Annotated in this window: 17 protein-coding genes; 8 read left to right on the top strand and 9 right to left on the bottom strand. The window is 70.6% G+C overall.

The window, feature by feature from the left end:
* The first annotated feature begins 73 nt into the window (after positions 1 to 73).
* A complete protein-coding gene (locus ACFY6S_RS12635; protein WP_388826413.1) occupies positions 74 to 934 on the top strand; it encodes a RecB family exonuclease in 861 nt (286 codons plus the stop codon).
* Between the two features lie 74 nt (positions 935 to 1008).
* On the top strand, positions 1009 to 1680 hold the full coding sequence (locus ACFY6S_RS12640; RefSeq protein WP_388826416.1) for a response regulator: 672 nt from the start codon (positions 1009 to 1011) through the stop codon (positions 1678 to 1680).
* Between the two features lie 99 nt (positions 1681 to 1779).
* Here ACFY6S_RS12640 and ACFY6S_RS12645 read toward each other — a convergent pair whose 3' ends face one another.
* The 3 genes from ACFY6S_RS12645 to metH all read right to left on the bottom strand — a co-directional run bounded on the left by ACFY6S_RS12645 (position 1780) and on the right by metH (position 8259).
* A complete protein-coding gene (locus ACFY6S_RS12645) occupies positions 1780 to 3381 on the bottom strand; it encodes an ABC transporter substrate-binding protein (RefSeq protein ID WP_388826419.1) in 1602 nt (533 codons plus the stop codon).
* Between the two features lie 503 nt (positions 3382 to 3884).
* A complete protein-coding gene (locus ACFY6S_RS12650) occupies positions 3885 to 4598 on the bottom strand; it encodes an HAD family hydrolase (RefSeq protein ID WP_388826422.1) in 714 nt (237 codons plus the stop codon).
* Between the two features lie 151 nt (positions 4599 to 4749).
* Entirely contained in the window at positions 4750 to 8259 is a 3510-nt protein-coding gene (gene metH, locus ACFY6S_RS12655) for a methionine synthase (protein ID WP_388826425.1), read from the bottom strand.
* Positions 8260 to 8495: 236 nt separating this feature from the next.
* Here metH and ACFY6S_RS12660 point away from each other — a divergent pair, with 236 nt between their 5' ends.
* From ACFY6S_RS12660 to ACFY6S_RS12680, 5 genes are all read left to right on the top strand, one after another.
* The gene (locus ACFY6S_RS12660; RefSeq protein ID WP_388826428.1) at positions 8496 to 9260 is read left to right on the top strand and encodes an IclR family transcriptional regulator; all 765 of its coding nucleotides are present in this window, start codon (positions 8496 to 8498) and stop codon (positions 9258 to 9260) included.
* Between the two features lie 230 nt (positions 9261 to 9490).
* Positions 9491 to 10282: an MIP/aquaporin family protein gene (locus ACFY6S_RS12665; protein WP_388826431.1), complete on the top strand. Its 792-nt coding sequence runs from the start codon at positions 9491 to 9493 to the stop codon at positions 10280 to 10282.
* A 52-nt stretch (positions 10283 to 10334) separates the two neighbouring features.
* Positions 10335 to 11885, top strand: coding sequence for a glycerol kinase GlpK (gene glpK / locus ACFY6S_RS12670; RefSeq protein WP_388826434.1), 1551 nt, complete (start codon positions 10335 to 10337; stop codon positions 11883 to 11885).
* Between the two features lie 53 nt (positions 11886 to 11938).
* Positions 11939 to 13549, top strand: a complete 1611-nt coding sequence (locus ACFY6S_RS12675) for an FAD-dependent oxidoreductase (protein WP_388826437.1) — start codon at positions 11939 to 11941, stop codon at positions 13547 to 13549.
* A gap of 139 nt (positions 13550 to 13688) precedes the next feature.
* A complete protein-coding gene (locus ACFY6S_RS12680) occupies positions 13689 to 14360 on the top strand; it encodes a FadR/GntR family transcriptional regulator (protein ID WP_388826441.1) in 672 nt (223 codons plus the stop codon).
* Positions 14361 to 14375: 15 nt separating this feature from the next.
* Here ACFY6S_RS12680 and ACFY6S_RS12685 read toward each other — a convergent pair whose 3' ends face one another.
* Together ACFY6S_RS12685 and ACFY6S_RS12690 are read right to left on the bottom strand one after the other, a co-directional pair.
* A complete protein-coding gene (locus tag ACFY6S_RS12685; RefSeq protein WP_388826444.1) occupies positions 14376 to 15179 on the bottom strand; it encodes an SDR family NAD(P)-dependent oxidoreductase in 804 nt (267 codons plus the stop codon).
* Entirely contained in the window at positions 15176 to 16513 is a 1338-nt protein-coding gene (locus tag ACFY6S_RS12690; protein WP_388826447.1) for an enolase C-terminal domain-like protein, read from the bottom strand. The genes ACFY6S_RS12685 and ACFY6S_RS12690 overlap by 4 nt, the downstream gene beginning before the upstream one ends.
* A 274-nt stretch (positions 16514 to 16787) precedes the next feature.
* Between ACFY6S_RS12690 and ACFY6S_RS12695 the strand changes: the two genes are divergently transcribed.
* A complete protein-coding gene (locus ACFY6S_RS12695) occupies positions 16788 to 17837 on the top strand; it encodes a PAC2 family protein (protein ID WP_388826450.1) in 1050 nt (349 codons plus the stop codon).
* 273 nt (positions 17838 to 18110) lie between these two features.
* On the opposite strand, the gene mshC is transcribed toward ACFY6S_RS12695, so the two are convergent.
* The 4 genes from mshC to ACFY6S_RS12715 all read right to left on the bottom strand — a co-directional run bounded on the left by mshC (position 18111) and on the right by ACFY6S_RS12715 (position 21750).
* Positions 18111 to 19340 (bottom strand): cysteine--1-D-myo-inosityl 2-amino-2-deoxy-alpha-D-glucopyranoside ligase, encoded by a 1230-nt coding sequence (mshC, locus tag ACFY6S_RS12700; protein ID WP_388826453.1) that lies wholly within the window; start codon positions 19338 to 19340, stop codon positions 18111 to 18113.
* Between the two features lie 138 nt (positions 19341 to 19478).
* Entirely contained in the window at positions 19479 to 20387 is a 909-nt protein-coding gene (locus tag ACFY6S_RS12705) for an SCO1664 family protein (protein WP_388826456.1), read from the bottom strand.
* Positions 20351 to 20941 (bottom strand): DUF3090 domain-containing protein, encoded by a 591-nt coding sequence (locus ACFY6S_RS12710; RefSeq protein WP_329069970.1) that lies wholly within the window; start codon positions 20939 to 20941, stop codon positions 20351 to 20353. Before ACFY6S_RS12710 ends, ACFY6S_RS12705 begins: the two co-directional genes overlap by 37 nt.
* Before the next feature lie 122 nt (positions 20942 to 21063).
* Positions 21064 to 21750 (bottom strand): histidine phosphatase family protein, encoded by a 687-nt coding sequence (locus ACFY6S_RS12715; RefSeq protein WP_388826459.1) that lies wholly within the window; start codon positions 21748 to 21750, stop codon positions 21064 to 21066.
* Positions 21751 to 21863: the final 113 nt, after the last annotated feature.

The raw sequence follows: 21863 nt of genomic DNA on the forward strand, positions 1-21863 counted from the left end.
TCATGCGGTGCGAGAGGCTCCGTGGTCGATGGTATTCGTCTCGCTGTCAGTGTCGGGTCGTAGGGTCTGCGTCATGAGTACGAGCCTGCCGCCTTCCTCGCTGTCTCCGTCGCGCGCGAACGACTTCATGCAGTGTCCGCTGCTGTACCGGTTCCGGGTGATCGACAAGCTGCCGGAGAAGCCGAGCGAGGCCGCGACGCGCGGCACCCTGGTGCACGCGGTGCTGGAGCGCCTCTTCGACGCCCCGGCGGCCGAGCGCACCGCTCCGCGCGCCAAGGCGCTGGTGCCCGGTCAGTGGGACCGGCTGCTGAAGGCCAGGCCGGAGCTGTCGGAGCTGTTCGAGGGCGACGGGGCGGGCGAGCGGCTGTCGCGCTGGCTGACGGAGGCGGAGCAGCTGGTCGAGCGGTGGTTCTCGCTGGAGGACCCGACCCGTCTCGAACCGGCGGAGCGCGAGCTGTTCCTGGAGACGGAGCTGGACTCGGGGCTGCGGCTGCGCGGGGTGATCGACCGTGTCGATGTGGCGCCGACCGGCGAGGTGCGGATCGTCGACTACAAGACGGGCAAGGCCCCCCGTCCGGAGTACGCGGAGGGGGCGCGGTTCCAGATGACGTTCTACGCGCTGGTGGTGCGGCGGTTGAAGGGGGTGCTGCCGCGCCGCCTCCAGCTGGTGTATCTGGGCAGCGGCGAGGTCGTGACGTACGACCCGGTGGACGCGGACCTGGACCGGGTGGAGCGCAAGCTGCTGGCGCTGTGGGAGGCGATCGAGCGGGCCACGGCGACCGGCGACTGGCAGCCCCGGCGCACCAAGCTGTGCGGCTGGTGCGACCACCGGGCGGTGTGTCCTGAGTTCGGTGGTACGCCACCGGTGTATCCGCTGAGTGTGACGCGGCCGGCGGAGGCGGGTGTGCGGGCGGGCGTGCCGCAGAGCGTGTAGACGCCGCCCCGGGGGCCGGCGCGGGCGGTCAGGCAGAATGGGGCCGGTCCAGCGCCCCTCCGAAGGAGTCTCCCGTGACCGTCCGCGTTCTACTGGTCGACGATCAGCCGCTGCTGCGCACCGGATTCCGGATGATCCTGGAGGCGGAGCAGGACATCGCGGTCGTCGGCGAGGCCGGGGACGGTCTTCAGGCGATCGACCAGGTGCGCGCGCTCCAGCCGGACGTGGTGCTGATGGACATCCGGATGCCCCGGATGGACGGCGTCGAGGCGACGCGCCAGATCACGGGTCCTGGCCGGGACGGCCCGGCGAAGGTGCTGGTGCTGACGACCTTCGACCTCGACGAGTACGTGGTGGAGGCGCTGCGCGCGGGGGCCAGCGGCTTCCTGCTCAAGGACGCGCCCGCCCATGAGCTGGTGCAGGCCATCCGGGTGGTCGCCGCGGGCGAGGCGCTGCTCGCGCCGAGCATCACGCGCCGGCTGCTCGACAAGTACGCGGATCATCTGCCGTCCGGCGAGGAGCCGTTGCCGGACACCCTGCACACCCTGACCGACCGTGAGCTCGAGGTGCTGAAGCTGGTGGCCCGCGGGCTGTCCAACGCCGAGATCGCGGCGGATCTGTTCGTCAGCGAGACCACGGTCAAGACCCATGTGGGCCATGTGCTGACGAAGCTGGGTCTGCGCGACCGGGTGCAGGCCGCGGTGTACGCGTACGAGAGCGGGCTGGTGCGCCCCGGCGCCCAGTAGGGCCGTGTCCCGCCCGTTCGGCGCGGGCACGGAGCGGACGAGACCACGAAGGGCTGCCGGGGAGGTTCCCGGCAGCCCTTCGTGGTGTCCGACGGTGGATCAGGTGGCGGAGCCCCTGCGCAGCTCCCACAGGTGGAGTTCGGCGGAGGAGTTGACCGCCCACTCGACCCCGGTGATCTCGGTGCGGGCCGCGACGTACTGCTTGCCCTGCCAGAGCGGCAGGAAGGGGACGTCCTCGGCGACGATGTCCTGGATCTCACCGAAGATCTTCGTGGCGGCGCTGCGGTCGACTTCCTTGCGCGACTGCGGTAGCAGATCCTTGCGCAGCCTGGGGTTGTCGTACGGGCTGGAGAGGAAGTTGCCGTCGTCGAGGAAGGAGGAGCTATAGGTGTCCGGGTCCGGGAAGTCGGGGAACCAGCCCATGCCGTAGGCCGCGTACTCCCGCTTGACCTCCTTGGGTCGGAAGACCGACCACTCGGTGCCCTTGATCGTGATGTCGAAGAGCTTGCTGCCGTTGAGCTGGTCCCGGAGAGTCTCGAACTCCTTGGCCGTCGCCGATCCGTAGTGGTCGGTGGTGTAGTTCAGCGTGAGCTTCACCGGTGTGGTGATGCCCGCCTCCTGGAGCAGGCTCGCCGCCTTGGCCGTGTCGCCGTCGCCGTACTTGTTGAAGAACGGGTTGGTGTGTGTGGCGATGCTCGACGGGATGAGCGAGTAGAGCGGCTCGGCCATGCCGGCGTACACCTTGTTGATCAGCTGGCCGCGGTCGATGGTGTACGCCATCGCCTGGCGTACCGCCTTCTCCTTGACCGTCGGCGCCTCGGTGTCGAATCCGAGGTAGCGGATCTCCAGGCCGGGCATCTCGGTGAGCTGGATGTCGTCCTGGGGCTTCTCGATCAGCGCCCGCACCTGCTCGGGGGACATCGCGCGGGTCATCACGTCGATGTCGCCGCTCTCCAGGGCCTCGCCCATGGAGTCGGCGTCCTTGTAGGGACGGATCTCGATCTTGTCGTTCGAGAGGCTGACGGCGCCCTTGTAGTTCGGGTTCTTGGTGAAGACGGCCTTGACGATGGCTTCGTCCTTGACCTCGGCCTTCATCGTGTACGGGCCCGAGCCGGTCAGGTCGAAGCCATCGCGGAACTTCTTCGCCGGGTAGTCCTTCGCGCTGACGATGCCGGCCACCGGGGTCGTCAGCTTGTACGGGAAGGTCGCGTCCGAGGACTTCAGATGGAAGATGATCCTGGAGTCGCCGTCGGTCTCCATGGTGTCGATGGTGTTCACAAGAGCGGCGATACCGTTGGGGTCATCGATGTCCAGGGCGCGCTGGATGGAGTACTTGACGTCCTTGGCGGTGATGGGGTCGCCGTTGGCGAACTTGAGCCCCTCGCGCAGCGTGCAGCGGTAGCTCTCGTTCGCCCGGTCCGTGAACGTGCACTCCGAGGCCGCGTCGGGCATCGGCTTGCCGCCGCCGCGGGGCACGTACATCAGCGTCTGGACGACCTGGCGCAGCACGTTCCAGGTACCGGTGTCGTACGCGTAGGCCGGGTCCAGAGGGGCGGGGGCTTCCTCCGTGGCGATGTACTGGTCCGTGGTCCCCACGACAATGGCATCACCGCCGGAGCCACCGTCCGAGTCACCGCAACCGGCGAGCACGGGCGCAAGCAGGCCGATCACGACCGGCAGCACCAAAGTCTTGCGGTTCATCCTGGACGTACTCCCTCATCCGGCACTGAGATACAGCGGTGCAAGGAGACTCCGCCGCGTTTACCCGGTCGGGGCAGTGCGATCGGGCCGGGATCCAGGGCGATCGGTCCGGTGTACATGGCGACTTGGGTGGCCGTCGGGACACGTCGTTGATGCGGCGAAGTACTCGGCACGAGATTAGTCGGAGGCACCGGGAATGCCGGAACGGGCCCGATCTGAAACGTAATCACACAGTGATCGACAATAGCGGCCAGTGAATATGCCAGCGCGGGAATGTTTCGTACACGCCTCCATCAATACGGACACAAGGGCACAGGAAAGAGGGCCCGGGGTGGCCGTGGAACGACCCCACCCGCCGCTGTCGATGAGACGACAGGTGATAAAGGTCACTCAGCCAGCATTTCGGCGGCGGCTTCGATTGGCCCCGGCCGGGCAGCCGAGTGGGTCACGGAAAATATCCGCGCCCGTGCGATGAGTTCCCTTCCCGCATTCCGGCGCGACGCTCAGTGTGCGCGCCGGTTCATTTGTGTCATCAGATCGCGCAGGAATACCAGATCGACCTCTTCCAGCGATCCCACGACAGTGCGGCCGGGCGCGGGGGCGATGGCGGCGACGGACGGTACGGCGACCACCGGGCAGCCCGCGGCCTCGGCCGCCGCCACTCCGGTGGCGGTGTCCTCGATGACCACGCAGCGCGCCGGATCGGCGTCGAGTCCGCGCGCGGCGACGAGATACGGGTCCGGATGGGGCTTGGTGCGGGCGACCTCGTCGCCCGCCACGGTCAGCGCGAAGTTCTCCGGGCCCAGCGAGATCAGCACCCGGTCGATGATGCGCCGGTGCGAGGCGGAGACCAGGGCGGCGGGCACCCCGTGGACGGCCAGTTCGGTGAGCAGGCGCCGGGCGCCCGGCATCAGCGGCACCCCGAGCCCGATGCGCCTCTCGAAGGTCTCGTTGAGGAGCACGGTCAGCTCGGCGAGGGTGACGGCGGCGCCGGTGGCCTCGATGAGGAAGCCGGCGCTGCGGGTCATGGGCCCGCCGACCACCACGTCGCGCCAGGACTCGTCGAGGACGTGGCCGAGGGTCTTGAAGACCTCGACCTCGGCGTCCCACCAGAATCCCTCGCTGTCGACGAGTGTGCCGTCCATGTCGAGGAGAACACCCTGAAGGGCGGCCCCTTCGGCCGTACGGGTCAGGGACGCGGGGACCGTACTGGTCATCCGGCACACCTCCATGAGGGACGAGAAGGCCGGTCACCTCTCCCGCGGGCTCTCCCCGCCGGGACAGGCGACCGGCCTGCACTGGACCGGTAAGTGTACGACCCGTCCGCCGTTCGCGCCCCTCCGATTCCGTCGGGGCCGGCGGGCCGGCTCAGCGCGCGTTGAAGTACTTCGCCTCGGGGTGGTGGATGACGATGGCGTCGGTGGACTGCTCGGGGTGGAGCTGGAACTCCTCGGAGAGCTGGACGCCGATGCGCTCGGGCTCCAGCAGCTGGGCGATCTTGGCGCGGTCCTCCAGGTCGGGGCAGGCGCCGTAACCGAGCGAGAAGCGGGCTCCTCGGTACTTGAGGGCGAACATGTCCTCGACCTCGGCCGGGTCCTCGCCGGCGAAGCCCAGCTCGGAGCGGACCCGGGCGTGCCAGTACTCGGCGAGCGCCTCGGCGAGCTGGACGGAGAGACCGTGCAGTTCGAGGTAGTCGCGGTAGGCGTTGGCCTCGAACAGCTCCGCGGTCGCCTCGCCGATCTTCGAGCCGACGGTGACGACCTGGAGACCGACGACATCGGTCTCGCCGGATTCCTCCGGGCGGAAGAAGTCCGCCAGGCAGAGCCGGCGGCCGCGGCGCTGGCGGGGGAAGGTGAAGCGGGTCCGCTCGGAGCCGTCGTCGTTCAGCAGGATCAGGTCGTCGCCCTTGGACACACAGGGGAAGTAGCCGTAGACGACGGCCGCCTCCAGCATGTTCTGGGTGTGCATCCGCTCCAGCCAGCCGCGCAGATGGGGCCGGCCCTCGCTCTCCACCAGCTCCTCGTAGCTGGGGCCGCCCTTGCGGGACTCCTTCAGACCCCACTGGCCCTTGAAGAGGGCGCCCTCGTCGAGCCAGGAGGCGTACTCCTTGAGCTGGATGCCCTTGACGACCCGGGTGCCCCAGAACGGCGGCTCGGGAACGGGGTTGTCCACCGATACGTCGGAGCGGACGGTGCCCTCCTCGGGGCGCTCCTCCACCACGGTGCTGGGCGCCGCCTTGACCCGGCGCTGCTTCAGCTCGGGGAGCACGGCGCCGGGGACGCCGCGCTTGACGGCGATCAGGGCGTCCATCAGCCGCAGACCCTCGAACGCGTCGCGCGCGTAGCGGACTTCGCCCTCGTAGATCTCATGGAGGTCCTGCTCGACATAGGCCCTGGTGAGCGCGGCGCCGCCGAGGATCACCGGGTAGTCGGCGGCCATCCGGCGCTGGTTCAGCTCCTGGAGGTTCTCCTTCATGATCACCGTGGACTTGACCAGCAGACCGGACATGCCGATGACATCGGCGCGGTGTTCCTCGGCCGCGTCGAGGATCGCGGCGACGGGCTGCTTGATGCCGAGATTGACCACGTTGTAGCCGTTGTTGGAGAGGATGATGTCGACGAGGTTCTTGCCGATGTCGTGGACGTCGCCGCGGACGGTGGCGAGCACGATGGTGCCCTTGCCGTCGTCGTCGGTCTTCTCCATGTGCGGTTCCAGGTACGCGACCGCGGTCTTCATGACCTCGGCCGACTGGAGGACGAACGGCAGCTGCATCTGGCCGGAGCCGAACAGCTCGCCGACGACCTTCATGCCCTCCAGCAGTGTGTCGTTGACGATGTCGAGCGCGGGCCGGGAGGTGAGTGCCTCCTCCAGGTCGGTCTCCAGGCCGTTCTTCTCACCGTCGATGATCCGTCGCTGCAGGCGCTCGTCCAGCGGCAGCGCGAGGAGTTCCTCGGCCCTGCCGTCCTTCATCGACTTGGTGTTGACGCCCTCGAACAGCTCCATGAGCTTCTGGAGCGGGTCGTACCCCTCGGCGCGCCGGTCGTAGATCAGGTCGTGGGCGGCCTTGACCTGCTCCTCCTCCAGCCGTGCGATCGGCAGGATCTTGGAGGCGTGCACGATCGCGGAGTCCAGGCCGGCCTTGACGCATTCGTCCAGGAAGACCGAGTTGAGGACGATGCGGGCCGCCGGGTTCAGTCCGAACGAGATGTTCGACAGGCCCAGCGTGGTCTGGACGTCGGGGTGGCGGCGCTTGAGTTCGCGGATCGCCCCGATGGTGGCGATGCCGTCGCCCCGGGACTCCTCCTGGCCGGTACAGATGGTGAAGGTGAGGCAGTCGATGAGGATGTCCGACTCGTGCACTCCCCAGGTGGTGGTGAGGTCGTTGATCAGCCGTTCGGCGATGGCGACCTTGTGTTCGACGGTACGGGCCTGGCCCTCCTCGTCGATGGTGAGCGCGATCAGCGCGGCGCCGTGCTCGACGGCCAGCTCGGTGACCTTGGTGAAGCGTGACTCGGGGCCGTCGCCGTCCTCGTAGTTGACGGAGTTGATGACGGCCCGGCCGCCGAGCTTCTCCAGTCCGGCGCGCAGGACGGGCAGTTCGGTGGAGTCGAGCACGATGGGCAGGGTGGAGGCGGTGGCGAACCTCCCGGCCAGTTCGGCCATGTCGGCGACGCCGTCCCGGCCCACGTAGTCCACGCAGAGGTCCAGCAGATGGGCGCCCTCGCGGATCTGGTCACGGGCCATCTCCACGCAGTCGTCCCAGCGGCCGGCCAGCATGGCTTCCCGGAACTTCTTCGAACCGTTGGCGTTGGTCCGCTCGCCGATCGCGAGGTAGGAGGTGTCCTGCCGGAACGGCACGGTCTGGTAGAGGGAGGCGGCGCCCGGCTCGGGGTGCGGGGTGCGCTCGGTCAGGGCCGTACCCCTGACGCGTTCGACGACCTGGCGCAGGTGCTCCGGGGTCGTGCCGCAGCAGCCGCCCACCAGCGAGAGACCGTATTCGCGGACGAAGGTCTCCTGCGCGTCGGCCAGTTCACCGGCGGACAGCGGGTAGTGCGCCCCGTCCTTGCCGAGCACGGGCAGCCCCGCGTTGGGCATGCAGGAGAGCGGGATACGGGAGTGACGGGCGAGATAGCGCAGGTGCTCGCTCATCTCGGCGGGGCCGGTGGCGCAGTTGAGGCCGATCATGTCGATCCCGAGCGGCTCCAGGGCGGTGAGGGCCGCGCCGATCTCGGAGCCGAGGAGCATGGTGCCGGTCGTCTCCACGGTCACCGAGCAGATGATCGGAAGGTTCAGCCCGGAGGTCTCCAGGGCCCGGCGGGCGCCGAGGACCGCCGCCTTGGTCTGGAGCAGGTCCTGGGTGGTCTCGACCAGCAGGGCGTCGGCGCCGCCGGCGATCAGGCCCTCGGCGTTCTGCTGGTAGGCGTCGCGCAGCGTCACATAGGGGGCGTGGCCCAGGGTCGGCAGCTTGGTGCCGGGGCCCATCGAGCCGAGCACCCAGCGCCGCTGCCCGGTGGAGGCGGTGAACTCGTCGGCGACCTCCCGGGCGATCCGGGCACCCGCCTCGGCCAGCTCGAAGACACGCTCGGGAATGTCGTACTCGGCCAGCGCGGCGTGGTTCGTGCCGAAGGTGTTGGTCTCCACGCAGTCGACACCGACGGCGAAGTACTCCTGATGCACGGAGCGGACGATGTCCGGGCGTGTCACGTTGAGGATCTCGTTGCAGCCTTCCAGATCCTGGAAGTCCTCCATCGTCGGATCCTGGGCCTGGAGCATCGTGCCCATGGCGCCGTCGGCCACCACCACGCGGGTGGCGAGCGCCTCGCGGAGGGCGTCGATGCGGGTCCGGCTGTCGGTAGAGGGGGTAGGCGACGAGGCCATGAAAGTGCTCCCGGGGCTGCGACGGCTGTCGGCTTTGCGCCCGACTGGTGGCAGGCGCACCCGGCCAGCGTAGCCGGGACCGTCCCGGTCCGGTGCGTCGTCCCAGCGTGCGGACGGCATCCTGTGCACGGGAATCTCCCGGGTGCGCGGTCTCGACAGACCTCTCCATGAGGAGAAAAGGTCGGCATCGACCGATAGTGTTCAGCATTGTCGAACGTAGTGGAGGTCCGGGTCCGATGGCGAAGAACATCCAGTCACTGGAACGGGCGGCGGCCATGCTCCGGCTGCTCGCGGGCGGAGAGCGCCGGCTCGGGCTGTCCGAGATCGCTTCCTCGGTGGGTCTGGCGAAGGGCACCGCGCACGGCATCCTGCGCACGCTCCAGGCCGAGGGCTTCGTCGAGCAGGACACCGCCTCCGGGCGCTACCAGCTGGGGGCGGAGCTGCTGCGGCTGGGCAACAGCTATCTGGACGTGCACGAGCTGCGCGCCAGGGCACTGGTCTGGACCGACGATCTGGCCCGCTCCAGCGGCGAGAGCGTCCATCTGGGCGTCGTCCACCAGCAGGGCGTGCTCATCGTCCACCATGTCTTCCGTCCGGACGACAGCCGGCAGGTCCTGGAGGTCGGCGCCATGCAGCCGATGCACTCGACCGCGCTGGGCAAGGTGCTGTCGGCGTACGACCCGGTGGCGCACAGCGAGGCGGTGGAGGGCGAGCGCGCGGCGTTCACCGCGCGCACCATCACCGCCCTGGCCGAGTTCGAGTCGGTGCTCGACCTGACCAGGGCGCGCGGCTGGGCGGCGGACGTCGAGGAGACCTGGGAGGGGGTGGCCGCGGTGGCGGCGCCCATCCACGACCGGCGGCGGATGCCGGTGGGGGCCATCGCCATCACCGGCGCGGTGGAACGGCTCTGCCCCTCGGGGGAGCTGCGGCCGGAGCTGGTGGCCGCCGTGCGCGAGTGCGCGCGTGCCGTGTCCCGGGACATCGGCGCCGGGCGCTTTTGAGCGGTATGCCCGATCATCGGTATTGATCGAGGTTTCGACCCACCGAACTCTTGACGGAGGGTAGCCCCAAGGACAAAACTGCCGTTCAACGGTCGGCATTGTCGAACACTTGCCGGTAATACGAGTTAGTGTGTGACAACGCCATGTACCGGTAACGCCCTCCCCCTGAGGGCGCGGACCATCTGGTGCGAACCGGAGGTTTGTCCTCCCCCTGGACGAAGGAGTCTCGGGTGTCCAACTTCGACATCTTCATAGGCGAGACCACTGGCACGGCCCTGCTGATCCTGCTCGGTGGCGGCGTGGTCGCCGGGGTCACGCTCAAACGTTCCAAGGCCCTGAACGCGGGGTGGCTGGCCATCAGCTTCGGCTGGGGCTTCGCCGTCATGGTGGGCGCCTACCTGGCGACCCCGCTGTCGGGGGCCCATCTGAACCCGGCCGTCACCCTCGGTCTCGCGATCGAGGGCGGCACCAAGTGGAGCGATGTGCCGCTCTACCTCGGCTCCCAGCTGCTGGGAGCGATGATCGGTGCTTTCCTGGTCTGGGTGGCCTACCAAGGACAGTTCAAAGCGCATCTCACCGATCCGGAGACCGTGGCCGCGCAGCCGGCGGCCGAGGGGATGGTCGACCAGAAGTCGGCCCCCCAGGCGGGCCCCGTCCTCGGCATCTTCGCCACGGGCCCCGAGGTCCGGAACGTGGCGCAGAACATGCTCACGGAGATCATCGCGACCTTCGTCCTGGTCATCGCGATCCTCACGCAGGGTCTCAACGACGAGGGCAACGGACTCGGTGTACTGGGGGTGCTGATCACCGCGTTCGTCGTGGTGGCCATCGGCCTTTCGCTGGGCGGCCCGACCGGTTACGCCATCAACCCCGCCCGCGACCTGGGACCGCGCATCGTCCACGCGCTGCTCCCGCTGCCCAACAAGGGCGGCTCCGACTGGGGCTACGCCTGGATACCCGTGGTCGCCCCGTTGATCGGCGGCGCACTGGCCGGCGGTTACTACAACTGGGTCCTGACGTGATCCCCCTTCCCCTTCGCACCGAGCCCCTTCGCACCGAGCAGGAGCAGACACCGTGAGCGACACCACCACCACCGGCACCTCCTCCCACGGGACGGGCCCGTTCATCGCGGCCATCGACCAGGGCACCACTTCCAGCCGCTGCATCGTCTTCGACCGGGACGGGCGCATCGTCGCCGTCGACCAGAAGGAGCACGAGCAGATCTTTCCCAAGCCCGGCTGGGTGGAACACAACGCCACCGAGATCTGGACGAACGTCCAGGAGGTCGTGGCCCGCGCGATCGAGAAGGCGGGCATCACGTCCGCCGACGTCAAGGCGATCGGCATCACCAACCAGCGCGAGACCACCCTGCTGTGGGACAAGAACACCGGTGAGCCCGTCCACAACGCCATCGTCTGGCAGGACACCCGCACCGACGCGCTCTGCCGGGAGCTGGGCCGCAATGTGGGCCAGGACCGCTACCGCCGCGAGACGGGCCTGCCGCTGGCCAGCTACTTCGCCGGGCCGAAGGCCCGCTGGCTGCTGGACAACGTGCCGGGGCTGCGCGAGCGCGCCGAGCGCGGCGACATCCTCTTCGGCACGATGGACTCCTGGGTCATCTGGAATCTGACCGGCGGGACCGACGGCGGGGTGCACGTCACCGACGTCACCAACGCCTCCCGCACGATGCTGATGAACCTGCACACCCTCCAGTGGGACCCGAAGATCCTGGAGTCGATGCAGGTCACGGCCGCCATACTGCCGGAGATCCGGTCGTCGGCCGAGGTGTACGGAAACGCCAAGGGCGGCGTACTGGACGGCGTCCCGGTCGCCTCGGCACTCGGTGACCAGCAGGCGGCCCTCTTCGGCCAGACCTGTTTCGCCGAGGGCGAGGCCAAGTCCACGTACGGCACCGGCACCTTCATGCTGATGAACACCGCGCAGAAGCCCGTCAACTCGTACAACGGCCTGCTGACCACGGTCGGCTACCGGATCGGCGACCAGCCGGCGGTGTACGCGCTGGAGGGGTCCATCGCCGTCACCGGATCGCTGGTGCAGTGGATGCGCGACCAGATGGGCCTGATCAAGTCGGCGGCCGAGATCGAGACGCTGGCGTCCTCGGTCGAGGACAACGGCGGCGCGTACTTCGTACCCGCCTTCTCCGGTCTCTTCGCGCCGCACTGGCGCCCCGACGCGCGGGGTGTCATCGCCGGTCTGACCGGCTACGTCACCAAGGCGCACATCGCCCGCGCGGTGCTGGAGGCCACGGCCTGGCAGACCCGCGAGATCAGCGATGCCATGACCAAGGACTCCGGCGTCGAGCTGACCTCGCTCAAGGTCGACGGCGGAATGACCTCCAACAACCTGCTGATGCAGACGCTCTCCGACGTCCTCGACGCACCCGTGGTGCGGCCGATGGTCGCCGAGACGACCTGCCTCGGCGCCGCCTACGCCGCCGGACTGGCCGTGGGCTTCTGGCCGGACACCGACGCCCTGCGCGCCAACTGGCGACGGGCCGCCGAGTGGACACCCCGGATGGACGCGGCCGTGCGCGACCGCGAGTACAAGAACTGGCTCAAGGCCGTCGAGCGGACCATGGGCTGGCTCGACAACGAAGACAGTTGAAACCGGACAGCTGACGAGCCGATGAGCCGGCGAGAGCTGAAGAGGAGTTAAGTATGAGCACCCTGCAGAGCGTCCCCGCACTGGGGACGCACCCGGCCGGCGGTTCCCTGCCGAGCCGAGCCGAGACACGTGACCAGCTGTCCAACGCGACATACGACCTGCTGGTGATCGGCGGCGGCATCCTGGGCATCTCCACCGCCTGGCATGCCTCCCAGTCGGGACTGCGGGTGGCCCTGGTGGACGGCGGGGACTTCGCCGGCGCCACCTCCTCCGCTTCCTCGAAGCTGCTCCACGGCGGACTGCGCTACCTCCAGACCGGCGCGGTCAAGCTGGTGGCGGAGAACCACTTCGAACGGCGCGCGGTGTCCCGGCAGGTGGCGCCCCACCTGGCCAATCCGCTCACCTTCTACCTGCCGGTCTACAAGGGCGGTCCGCACGGCGCGGCCAAGCTCGGCGCGGGCGTCTTCGCCTACTCCGCGCTCTCCGCTTTCGGTGACGGCGTCGGCCATGTGATCAGCCCGGCCAAGGCACGGCAGGCCGTGCCCGAGCTGCGCACGGACAACCTGAAGGCCGTCGCCGTGTACGGCGACGACCAGATGAACGACGCGCGGATGGCGCTGATGACGGTCCGCGCGGCCGTCGACTCCGGCGCCACCGTCCTCAACCACGCCTCGGTGACCGGCCTGCGCTTCACCGGCGGCCGGGTCACCGGCGCCGAGCTGAAGGACCGGCTCGACGGTACGGAGTTCGGCGTCGACGCCCGCCTGGTGCTCAACGCCACCGGACCCTGGGTCGACCACCTGCGCAAGCTGGAGGACCCGAACGCGGCGCCCTCCATCCGGCTCTCCAAGGGCGCCCACCTGGTCCTCAAGCGCACCGCGCCCTGGAAGGCGGCGCTGGCCACCCCCATCGACAAGTACCGCATCACCTTCGCCCTCCCCTGGGAGGACATGCTGCTGCTCGGTACGACCGACGAGGAGTACGAGGGCGAGCCCGGCGACGTCGCGGTCAACGAGAAGGACATCCACCAGATCCTGGACGAGGCGGCCTTCTCCGTACGGGACCAGCAGCTGCGCCGGGACCTGATCACCTACTCCTTCGCGGGGCTGCGCGTCCTGCCCGGCGGCCCGGGCGACACCTCCAAGGCCAAGCGCGAGACGGTCGTGACGGAGGGCAGCGGCGGCATGCTGTCGGTCGCCGGCGGCAAGTGGACGACCTTCCGCCACATCGGCCGTACGGTCCTGAAGAAGCTGGAGTCCCTGCCGGGGCATCCGCTCGGCCAGGGCATGGAGCCGGTTTCCCAGCTGCCCAAGAAGCTGCCGCTGCCGGGCATCGCGAGCCCGAACGCCGTCGCGCACCGGCTGCTGATCGACGGCGGCGGTACCGGCCCGTCCATGGCGGTCGACACGGCCCGCCATCTCGCCACCCACTACGGGTCGCTGGCCTTCGACATCGTGCGGCTGGCGAACGAGTACCCCGAGCTGGCCGGGCGGATCCACCCGGACGCCCCGGAGATCTGGGCGCAGGTCGTCTACGCCAGGGACCACGAGTGGGCCGAGACGGTGGACGACGTACTGCGCCGCCGTACCACCCTGACCATCCGCGGCCTGGACACCGAGCCGATCCGCGCCAGGGTCGCCGAGCTGCTCGCCGAAGGGTCCTGATCCACGGGTCGTCCCGGGCGGTGCCCGTCCGGGACGACCCCGGGCGCGATATGAGGGACGCTCCCCGCCGGGAGCGTCCCTCACCCGTGTGTACGGCGCGCATAATGGGCCCGATACATCGGATGTCTGGAGGTCGCCCGTGGCTGTCACCGACGAGGCCATCGAGAAGATCAAGGAAATGATCGTCTCCGGCGCGCTGCGGCCGGGCGACCGCCTCCCCAAGGAGAGCGAACTCGCCGCCGAGCTGGGGCTCTCCCGCAATTCGCTGCGCGAGGCGGTACGGGCGCTCTCGCTCATCCGCATCCTCGACGTACGCCAGGGCGACGGCACCTACGTCACCAGCCTCGATCCGCAGCTGCTGCTGGAGGCGATCGGCTTCGTCGTGGACTTCCACCGGGACGACACCGTGCTGGAGTTGCTGGCCGTACGCCGCATCCTGGAGCCCGCCGCCACCGCGATGGCGTGCACCCGGATCTCCGGCACGGAGCTGGACTCGCTCGAAGCCCGGCTCACCGCGCTGGGGCCGGAGCCCTCCGTGGAGGCGCTGGTGACGGCGGACCTGGAGTTCCACCGGGAGATCGTGCGGCACAGCGGCAACGCGGTGCTCTGCTCGCTCCTGGACGGACTCGCCGGGCCGACCACGCGGGCCCGGGTCTGGCGCGGGCTGACCCAAGAGGACGCCGTCAGCCGCACGCTCCACGAGCACCGGGCCATCCTCTCGGCGCTCCGCGACCGGGACGCTGAGGCGGCCAGGTCCTGGGCGACGGTCCATGTCGCGAGCGTCGAGATGTGGCTCAGATCGGCGCTGTGACCCGCACGACGTGCCTCACGGGGTGGTGACGGGGCGCAGCCGCAGCCCCTGCATCCCGCCGTCGACCGCGAGCGCCGTGCCGGTGACGGCGGCGGCGGAAGGACCGGCGAGATAGGCGACGGCCGCGGCCACCTCGTCCGCGCCGACCAGCCGTCCGGTGGGCTGGCGCGCTTCGAGGGCGGCGCGTTCCGCCGCGGGGTCCTCGGCCCGGTCGAGCAGCCGGCCGACCCAGGGGGTGTCCGCTGTGCCGGGGTTCACGCAGTTGACCCGGATGCCCTCGCGGACGTGGTCGGCGGCCATGGCCAGGGTCAGGGAGAGCACCGCGCCCTTGCTGGCGCTGTAGAGGGCGCGCTGCGGCAGCCCCGCGGTGGCGGCGATCGAACAGGTGTGGGTGATCGAGACGGCCCCGGGCCGCTCCCCGGCGGAGCGGCGCAGATGGGGCAGGGCGTGCCGGGCGGTGCGGACCATGCCGAGGACATTGGTGTCGAGGACTCGCCGCCACTCCTCGTCGGGGTTGTCCGCGACGGTGCCGACGGCGCCGGTCCCGGCGTTGGACACGACGGTGTGCAGCGCGCCGAACTCCGCGGCGGCCCGATCCACCGCGGCCCGTACCGCCGCGTCGTCGGTGACGTCGGCGGTGAGCGCCAGGGCCCCGGCGGGCGCGCCCTCGGTCCGCAGGTCGAGCACGGCGACCCGCGCGCCCCGCTCCAGCAGCAGCGCCGCGACGGCCGCGCCGATGCCCGAGGCGCCGCCGGTGACCAGCGCGCCGAGCCCCTCGAAGTCCCGTGCCCCGGTCGCGCGGTCCCGTGCTCCGGTCATGCGGTGGCCTCCTCGGCAGGACGGCGGGCCGCCCAGACGGGCCCGTCCGGGTAGCGGTACGCGGCGATGGACGCGGGGAGCATCCGGGCGGAGAAGCCCGGCGCGGTGGGAGCGGTGTAGCGGCCTTCGACGATCACCACGGGGTCGGCGAAGTGTTCGTGGAGGTGGTCCACGTACTCGATGACCCGGTCGTCCCGGCTGCCGGAGACGGCGATGTAGTCGAACATTGCGAGGTGCTGGACGAGTTCGCAGAGCCCGACGCCGCCCGCGTGCGGGCAGACGGGCACCCCGAACTTGGCCGCGAGCAGCAGGATCGCGAGGTTCTCGTTGACCCCGCCCACCCTGGCCGCGTCGATCTGCACATAGTCGACGGCCCCCGCCTGGAGCAGCTGTTTGAAGACGATCCGGTTGGCGGCGTGCTCGCCGGTGGCCACCTTGACCGGCTGTCCCGCCCGTACGGCGGCGTGGCCGAGGATGTCGTCCGGACTGGTCGGCTCCTCGATCCAGTGCGGGGCGTACGGAGCGAGCGCGGCCATCCAGCGCAGCGCTTCGGGCACGTCCCAGCGCTGGTTGGCGTCCACGGCGATGCGGACACCGGGGCCGACTGCGGCGCGGGCCAGGCCCAACCGCCGTACGTCGTCGTCCAGATCGGCGCCCACCTTGAGCTTGATCTGCCCGAACCCGTCGGCCACCGCCTGTTCGGCCAGGGCGACGAGCCTGGTGTCCGGATAGCCGAGCCAGCCGGGCGAGGTGGTGTACGCGGGGTATCCCTCGGCCCGCAGCCGTGCGGTCCGCTCGGCCCGCCCGGGTGCCGCGGCGCGCAGGAGGGCCAGCGCCTCGTCCGGGGTGAGCGCGTCGGTGAGATGGCGGAAGTCGACGAGGGAGACGAGTTCCTCGGGCGTCATCGCGGCGAGGAACTCCCAGACCGGCAGGCGCGCGTTCTTGGCGGCCAGGTCCCAGGCCGCGTTGAGGACCGCGCCCGCCGCCATGTGCGTCACGCCCTTCTCCGGTCCCAGCCAGCGCAGCTGCGAGTCGTGCGTGAGCGCGCGGGAGAGCGCGGCGAGATCGGCGGCGGTGCGGGGTGCCGGGCGGCCGACGACATGGGGGCGCAGCGACTCGATGGCGGCGGCCATGACCTCGTTGCCGCGCCCGATGGTGAAACAGAACCCGTGCCCCTCGGGGCCGGCGGCTCCGAGGTCCGTGCCGGTGGTGCGCAGGACCACATAGGCGGCCGAGTAGTCGGGGTCGGGGTTCATGGCGTCGGAGCCGTCGAGCTGTTCCGAGGTCGGAAAGCGGATGTCGTGGACCTCGAATCCGGTGACGGTCTGAGTCATGCGCACCCCTTGAGTGACCTTGAGGAGAACATCGGATCGCGTGCGGTCATCCGATGTATAACGCCGGGATGGCGGGAGCGTCCAGGGCCGGGACGAAAATCAGGGGCAGCGCTCGGATGAATCACCGGAGAAGTGGACAGGGAGAGGGGGGAAGTTCCGGTCCGCGCGACCCGGTACGGCGAAGTTCACCCAGCCGTGCAAGGGGCTGCGGGCGGGAAGCGGGAAAGCCGTAAGGTTGGTGCGTACGAGAGGGAACTGAGGAAGGAGGCACTGGGTGATCGAGCTCGACGGGGTTCCCGAGCTGGTCGACCCGGTCATGGTGGCCGCGTTCGAGGGCTGGAACGACGCGGGCGACGCGGCCTCCACAGCGGTGGCTCATCTGCACCGGGAATGGAAGGGCGAGGTGTTCGCGGCGCTGGACGCCGAGGACTACTACGACTTCCAGGTCAACCGGCCCACGGTCTATCTGGAGGGCGGCCAGCGGAAGATCACCTGGCCGACCACCCGGCTCTCCGTGGTCCGCGTGGGCGGGGAGAAACCCCGCGACCTGGTGCTGGTGCGCGGCATCGAGCCGTCCATGCGCTGGCGCTCGTTCTGCAACGAGCTGCTGGGCTTCGCCCACGAGCTGGGCGTGGAGATGGTGGTCATCCTGGGCGCGCTCCTCGGGGACACTCCGCACACCCGGCCGGTGCCGGTCAGCGGGGTCACCTCGGACGCGGATCTGGCCCGGACGATGGACCTGGAGGAGACCCGGTACGAGGGGCCGACCGGCATCGTCGGCATCCTCCAGGAGGCGTGCACGCACGCCGGCGTGCCGGCGGTGAGCCTGTGGGCAGCCGTGCCGCACTACGTCTCACAGCCGCCCAACCCCAAGGCGACGCTGGCGCTGCTCAACCGTCTTGAGGACCTGATCGGTCTGCGGGTCCCGCAGGGCGAGCTGGCCGAGGACGCGCGGGCGTGGCAGCTGGGGGTCGATCAACTGGCCGCCGAGGACACCGAGGTCGCGGAGTACGTCCAGTCGCTGGAGGAGGCGCGGGACACCGCCGAACTCCCCGAGGCGAGCGGCGAGGCCATCGCCAGGGAGTTCGAGAGGTATCTGCGGCGCCGCGACGGCGGGCCGGGGCAGTCTCCCGGCGGTCACGCCACGGAGAGCGGTGACGGGGCGTCATACCTGCGCGACACGCCGGGCACCGGGCGGGCCCGCCCGCAGAAGCCGCCGCGCGGAGGTCCCGACACGGGCGAGAGCCCGGAACAGGGACCCGATTCGGAGACGGAGCCGGGGACCGAGCCGGGCGAGGACGAGGGCGATTCGCCCAAGGGGTGAGTCCGAGTCACGGGACACGGACGGCGCGCAAGCACCCGCGCGGGAAACGGAAGAGGGGCGGCGCCGTCTGGCGCCGCCCCTCCGTGTTGTCCCTATGTCCGTGTCGCCGTACGGTCCGTGTCGCCGTACGGTCCGTGTCGCCGTACGGTCCGTGTCGCCGTACGGTCCGTGTCGCCGTACGGTCCGTGTCGCCGTACGGCCCGTGTCGCCGTACGGCCCGTGTCGCCGTACGGCCCCTCTCGGCCCTGCGGTCCTTCGCGTCCGTACGCCGCTCTACAGCGCGACGCCGAGCAGTGCGTCGACCGTCCGCGAGACCACGCCCGGCGCGCCCTCCTCCGTGCCGCCCGTGGCGTTCTGGAGCGCGGCCCAGCGGTCGACGGCGGCGAGCGCGGCGGGCGCGTCGAGATCGTCGGCGAGCGCCGCGCGCACCTCTTCGACCAGCGCCTCGGCGGACGGCCCGTCGGGCCGCGACACCGCGGCCCGCCAGCGCGCCAGCCGCTCGACGGCGTCCTGAAGGACCTGGTCCGTCCACTCCCAGTCGGAGCGGTAGTGGTGGGCGAGGAGCGCCAGCCGGATGGCCGCCGGATCCACGCCGTCGCGGCGCAGCGCCGAGACGAAGACGAGGTTGCCCTTGGACTTGGACATCTTCTCGCCGTCCAGTCCGACCATCCCCGCGTGCACGTACGCGCGGGCGAACGGGTGCTCCCCCGTCAGCGCCTGCGCGTGCGAGGCGCCCATCTCGTGGTGCGGGAAGGCCAGGTCGCTGCCGCCGCCCTGGACGTCGAAGCCCATGCCCAGATGATCGAGGGCGATGGCGACGCACTCGATGTGCCAGCCGGGCCTGCCGCGCCCCAGCGTGCCGCCGTCCCAGCTCGGCTCGCCCGGCCGGGCGGCGAGCCACAGCATCGGGTCGAGGGGGTTCTTCTTGCCGGGGCGCTCGGGGTCGCCGCCGCGCTCGGCCGAAAGCAGCCGCATCGCCTCGGCGTCGAGCCGCGACACCTCGCCGAAGTGCGGATCGGCCGCCACGGAGAAGTAGATGTCGCCGTCGAGTTCGTACGCGGCGCCCGCCTCGATCAGCCGCTCCACCAGCGGCACGATGCCCGGTATCGCCTCGACGGCACCGATGTAGTGCCGGGGCGGGAGCATACGCAGGGCGGTCATGTCCTCGCGGAAGAGGGCCGTCTCGCGCTCCGCGAGCCCGACCCAGTCCTCCCCGTCGCGGATCGCGCGTTCCAGCAGCGGATCGTCGACGTCGGTCACGTTCTGGACGTAGTGGACCTGCCGCTTTGTGTCGAGCCACACGCGCTGCACAAGGTCGAACGCGTTGTAGGTCGCCGCGTGACCCATGTGGGTCGCGTCGTACGGAGTGATGCCGCAGACGTAGATACGGGCGACAGGACCGGGCGCGAGGGTGACGCGGCCGTCGGTCGACGTGTCGTGAATCGAGAGGTCGCGGCCCTTGCCGGGCAGGGCGGGGACCTCGGAAGCGGGCCAGGCATGCATGTCATGAGCGTAACCGGACGGAACTTCCGGATACGAACCGGATACGCGCTGATGGCCGGTTGGGCCCTCTTGCGCGATCCGCCGGAAGCCGGTTCCGGGGTGGGGCCGCGGCCCCGTCCGGCGTTCGCGCGCCCGCGCTCACACCGGGGGCCAGGGAATCGGCGGCCACTGGCCCGACGGCTCGGGGTGGCGCCCGGTGTGGCGCAGCTCACGGACCCGGGCGCGTACGGCGTCGGTCTCGGCCGCGGTGAGGAGTTCGGCCAGCCGGGTGGCGAGGGGCGCGTCCGGGGCGAGGGCGTCCGCCAGCCGGGCCAGCACCGCCGTCGCCTCGTCGGTCAGCGGCTCGCCCGCCCAGCCCCACAGCAGCGTGCGCAGCTTGTCGTCCGCGTTGAAGGTGACGCCGTGGTCGATCGCGTACAGCCGTCCGTCCGGTGCGGGCAGCAGATGGCCGCCCTTGCGGTCCCCGTTGTTGATCACCGCGTCGAGCACGGCGAGGCGCCGCAGCCGCTCGTCGTCGGCGTGCACCAGCAGGGCGGTCCTCCCCTCGCCGACCTCGGCGAGGCCGACGGCCTTCCAGCCCTCGCCCGGTTCCTCCCCGTCGACGAGGGCCAGCAAGGGGCCGGGGACGTCGTCGTCGGGCTCGTCGCCGGCGGGTTCGGCATCGGCGGGACCGGCGGCGGGACCGTGCTCACCGCCGGCCCCGTGGTCGCCGTCGGGCCGGGTGTCGATCCACAGCTGGCACATGCCCTCGCCGTAGGGTCCGTCGCGCAGCACGGTCGGCGGGACGAGCCCCCAGCCGGTCGCCTCGGAGACCTCGTACGCCGCCACCTCGCGCTGGGCGAGCGTCCCGTCGGGGAAGTCCCACAGGGGCCGCTCCCCCGCGACCGGCTTGTAGACGCAGTGGGCCTCCCGGCCCTCGTACGCGACGGAGCAGTAGAGCACCGCGTTGGACGCCTCGCGGATCCGGCCCCGTACCGTCAGCTCCCCCTTGGTGAGCAGCTCGACCACGCTCACGCTCCGCGGCGGTATCCGTTCTGGCGCGGGCATACGTGTCCTTCCGGGTCGAGCGGCAGGCTGCACAGGGGGCACGGCGGCCGGCCCGCGTTGACCACGTCCAGGGCACGCTTGGCGAAAGCCCTGGCCTGGGCGCCGGAGAGCCGGACGCGGAGCATCGGCGGACCGTTCTCCTCGTCCTGGAGCAGCCGCTCCTCGGCCTCGGCGAGGTCCTCGTCGGTGTCGGCCTCCAGCTCGACGAGGGCCTGCGCCTCGATGATCATGCGTTGCTCGTCGCCGTCCCAGGCCAGCGCCATGGTGCCGACGCGGAACTCCTCCTCGACGGGAGCGTCGAGCGGGGCGGAGTCGGAGATCTCGGAGGGCGCCATGGCCGGTACGGGGGCATTGCCGCCGGTGCGGCGCACGACCTCGTCGAGCAGCTCGTCGATGCGCTCGGCGAGCGCCGCCACCTGGGTCTTCTCCAGGGCGACGCTGGTGACGCGCCCGGCGGCGGAAGCCTGGAGGAAGAACGTACGGCGGCCAGGCAGCCCGACCGTACCGGCCACGAAGCGGTCCGGTGGGTCGTAGAGGAACACCTGACGGGACACGTCCTGTCTCCCTTGGAAAGTCGTCGGAAACGGAAATCAGCTGCGGAACAGGGCGGACCGGGGGTCCGGGAAGGGCCGCCCCGATCGCGCGGACGGCGCGTCCACCCTACTGCGCCGATCGATCACGGTGCTCCCGCGCCGCCGCCCACCACACCGGCTCCGCCACCGCCGCTCCCGCGCGGCGCCAGCCCGCCGAGGTCTCCCGTGTCACCGAGCCGCAGCACAAAGGGGCGCAACCGGGTGTATCGGATGGCGGTCACCGAGCACGGGTCCGCGTGGATGCGCTGGAAGAGGTCGAGATGCATTCCCAGGGCGTCCGCCACGAGGGACTTGATGATGTCGCCGTGCGAGCACATCAGGAAGAGGGCGTCCTCGCCGTGCTCCTCCTCCACCCGCGCGTTCCACTCCCGTACCGCCTCGACCGCGCGCGCCTGCATGGCGCGCATCGACTCCCCGCCGGGGAACACGGCGGCGGACGGGTGCTGCTGCACGACCGCCATCAGCGGCTCGTCGGCCAGCTCCGCGAGCTTGCGGCCCGACCAGTCGCCGTAATGGCACTCCCCGATCCGCTCGTCGGTCCGGACATCGAGCCCGGGACGGGCGTCGAGCAGCGGCTGGAGCGTCTCCAGGCAGCGCTGCAACGGGCTGGAGACGACGGCGGCGAGCGGCACGCCCGCCAGCCGCTCCGGCAACCCGGCGGCCTGCGCGGCGCCGCGCTCGTCGAGTGCGACGCCGGGTGTCCAGCCCGCGAGCAGCCCGGCGGTGTTGGCGGTGGACCGCCCATGACGTACGAGGATCAACGTGGCCATGCCCGCAAGCCTAGGCCGTGACCACGCGGCGCGGGCCGGACGCGTAGGGGCGCCGGGCGGCCGGGGGCGGTCGTCGGGGACGGTCACTGTCGGTCGGGCCCGGTCAAGGGGTG

The organism is Streptomyces sp. NPDC012835, assembly GCF_042900885.1.
Taxonomy (GTDB): Bacteria; Actinomycetota; Actinomycetes; order Streptomycetales; family Streptomycetaceae; genus Streptomyces.

Coding starts and splice junctions, on each gene's coding strand:
- ACFY6S_RS12635 (WP_388826413.1), top strand. CDS start 74: ATGAGTACGAGCCTGCCGCCTTCCTCGCTGTCTCCGTCGCGCGCGAAC.
- ACFY6S_RS12645 (WP_388826419.1), bottom strand. CDS start 3,381: ATGAACCGCAAGACTTTGGTGCTGCCGGTCGTGATCGGCCTGCTTGCG.
- ACFY6S_RS12650 (WP_388826422.1), bottom strand. CDS start 4,598: ATGACCAGTACGGTCCCCGCGTCCCTGACCCGTACGGCCGAAGGGGCC.
- metH (WP_388826425.1), bottom strand. CDS start 8,259: ATGGCCTCGTCGCCTACCCCCTCTACCGACAGCCGGACCCGCATCGAC.
- ACFY6S_RS12660 (WP_388826428.1), top strand. CDS start 8,496: ATGGCGAAGAACATCCAGTCACTGGAACGGGCGGCGGCCATGCTCCGG.
- ACFY6S_RS12675 (WP_388826437.1), top strand. CDS start 11,939: ATGAGCACCCTGCAGAGCGTCCCCGCACTGGGGACGCACCCGGCCGGC.
- ACFY6S_RS12685 (WP_388826444.1), bottom strand. CDS start 15,179: ATGACCGGAGCACGGGACCGCGCGACCGGGGCACGGGACTTCGAGGGG.
- ACFY6S_RS12690 (WP_388826447.1), bottom strand. CDS start 16,513: ATGACTCAGACCGTCACCGGATTCGAGGTCCACGACATCCGCTTTCCG.
- mshC (WP_388826453.1), bottom strand. CDS start 19,340: ATGCATGCCTGGCCCGCTTCCGAGGTCCCCGCCCTGCCCGGCAAGGGC.
- ACFY6S_RS12705 (WP_388826456.1), bottom strand. CDS start 20,387: ATGCCCGCGCCAGAACGGATACCGCCGCGGAGCGTGAGCGTGGTCGAG.
- ACFY6S_RS12715 (WP_388826459.1), bottom strand. CDS start 21,750: ATGGCCACGTTGATCCTCGTACGTCATGGGCGGTCCACCGCCAACACC.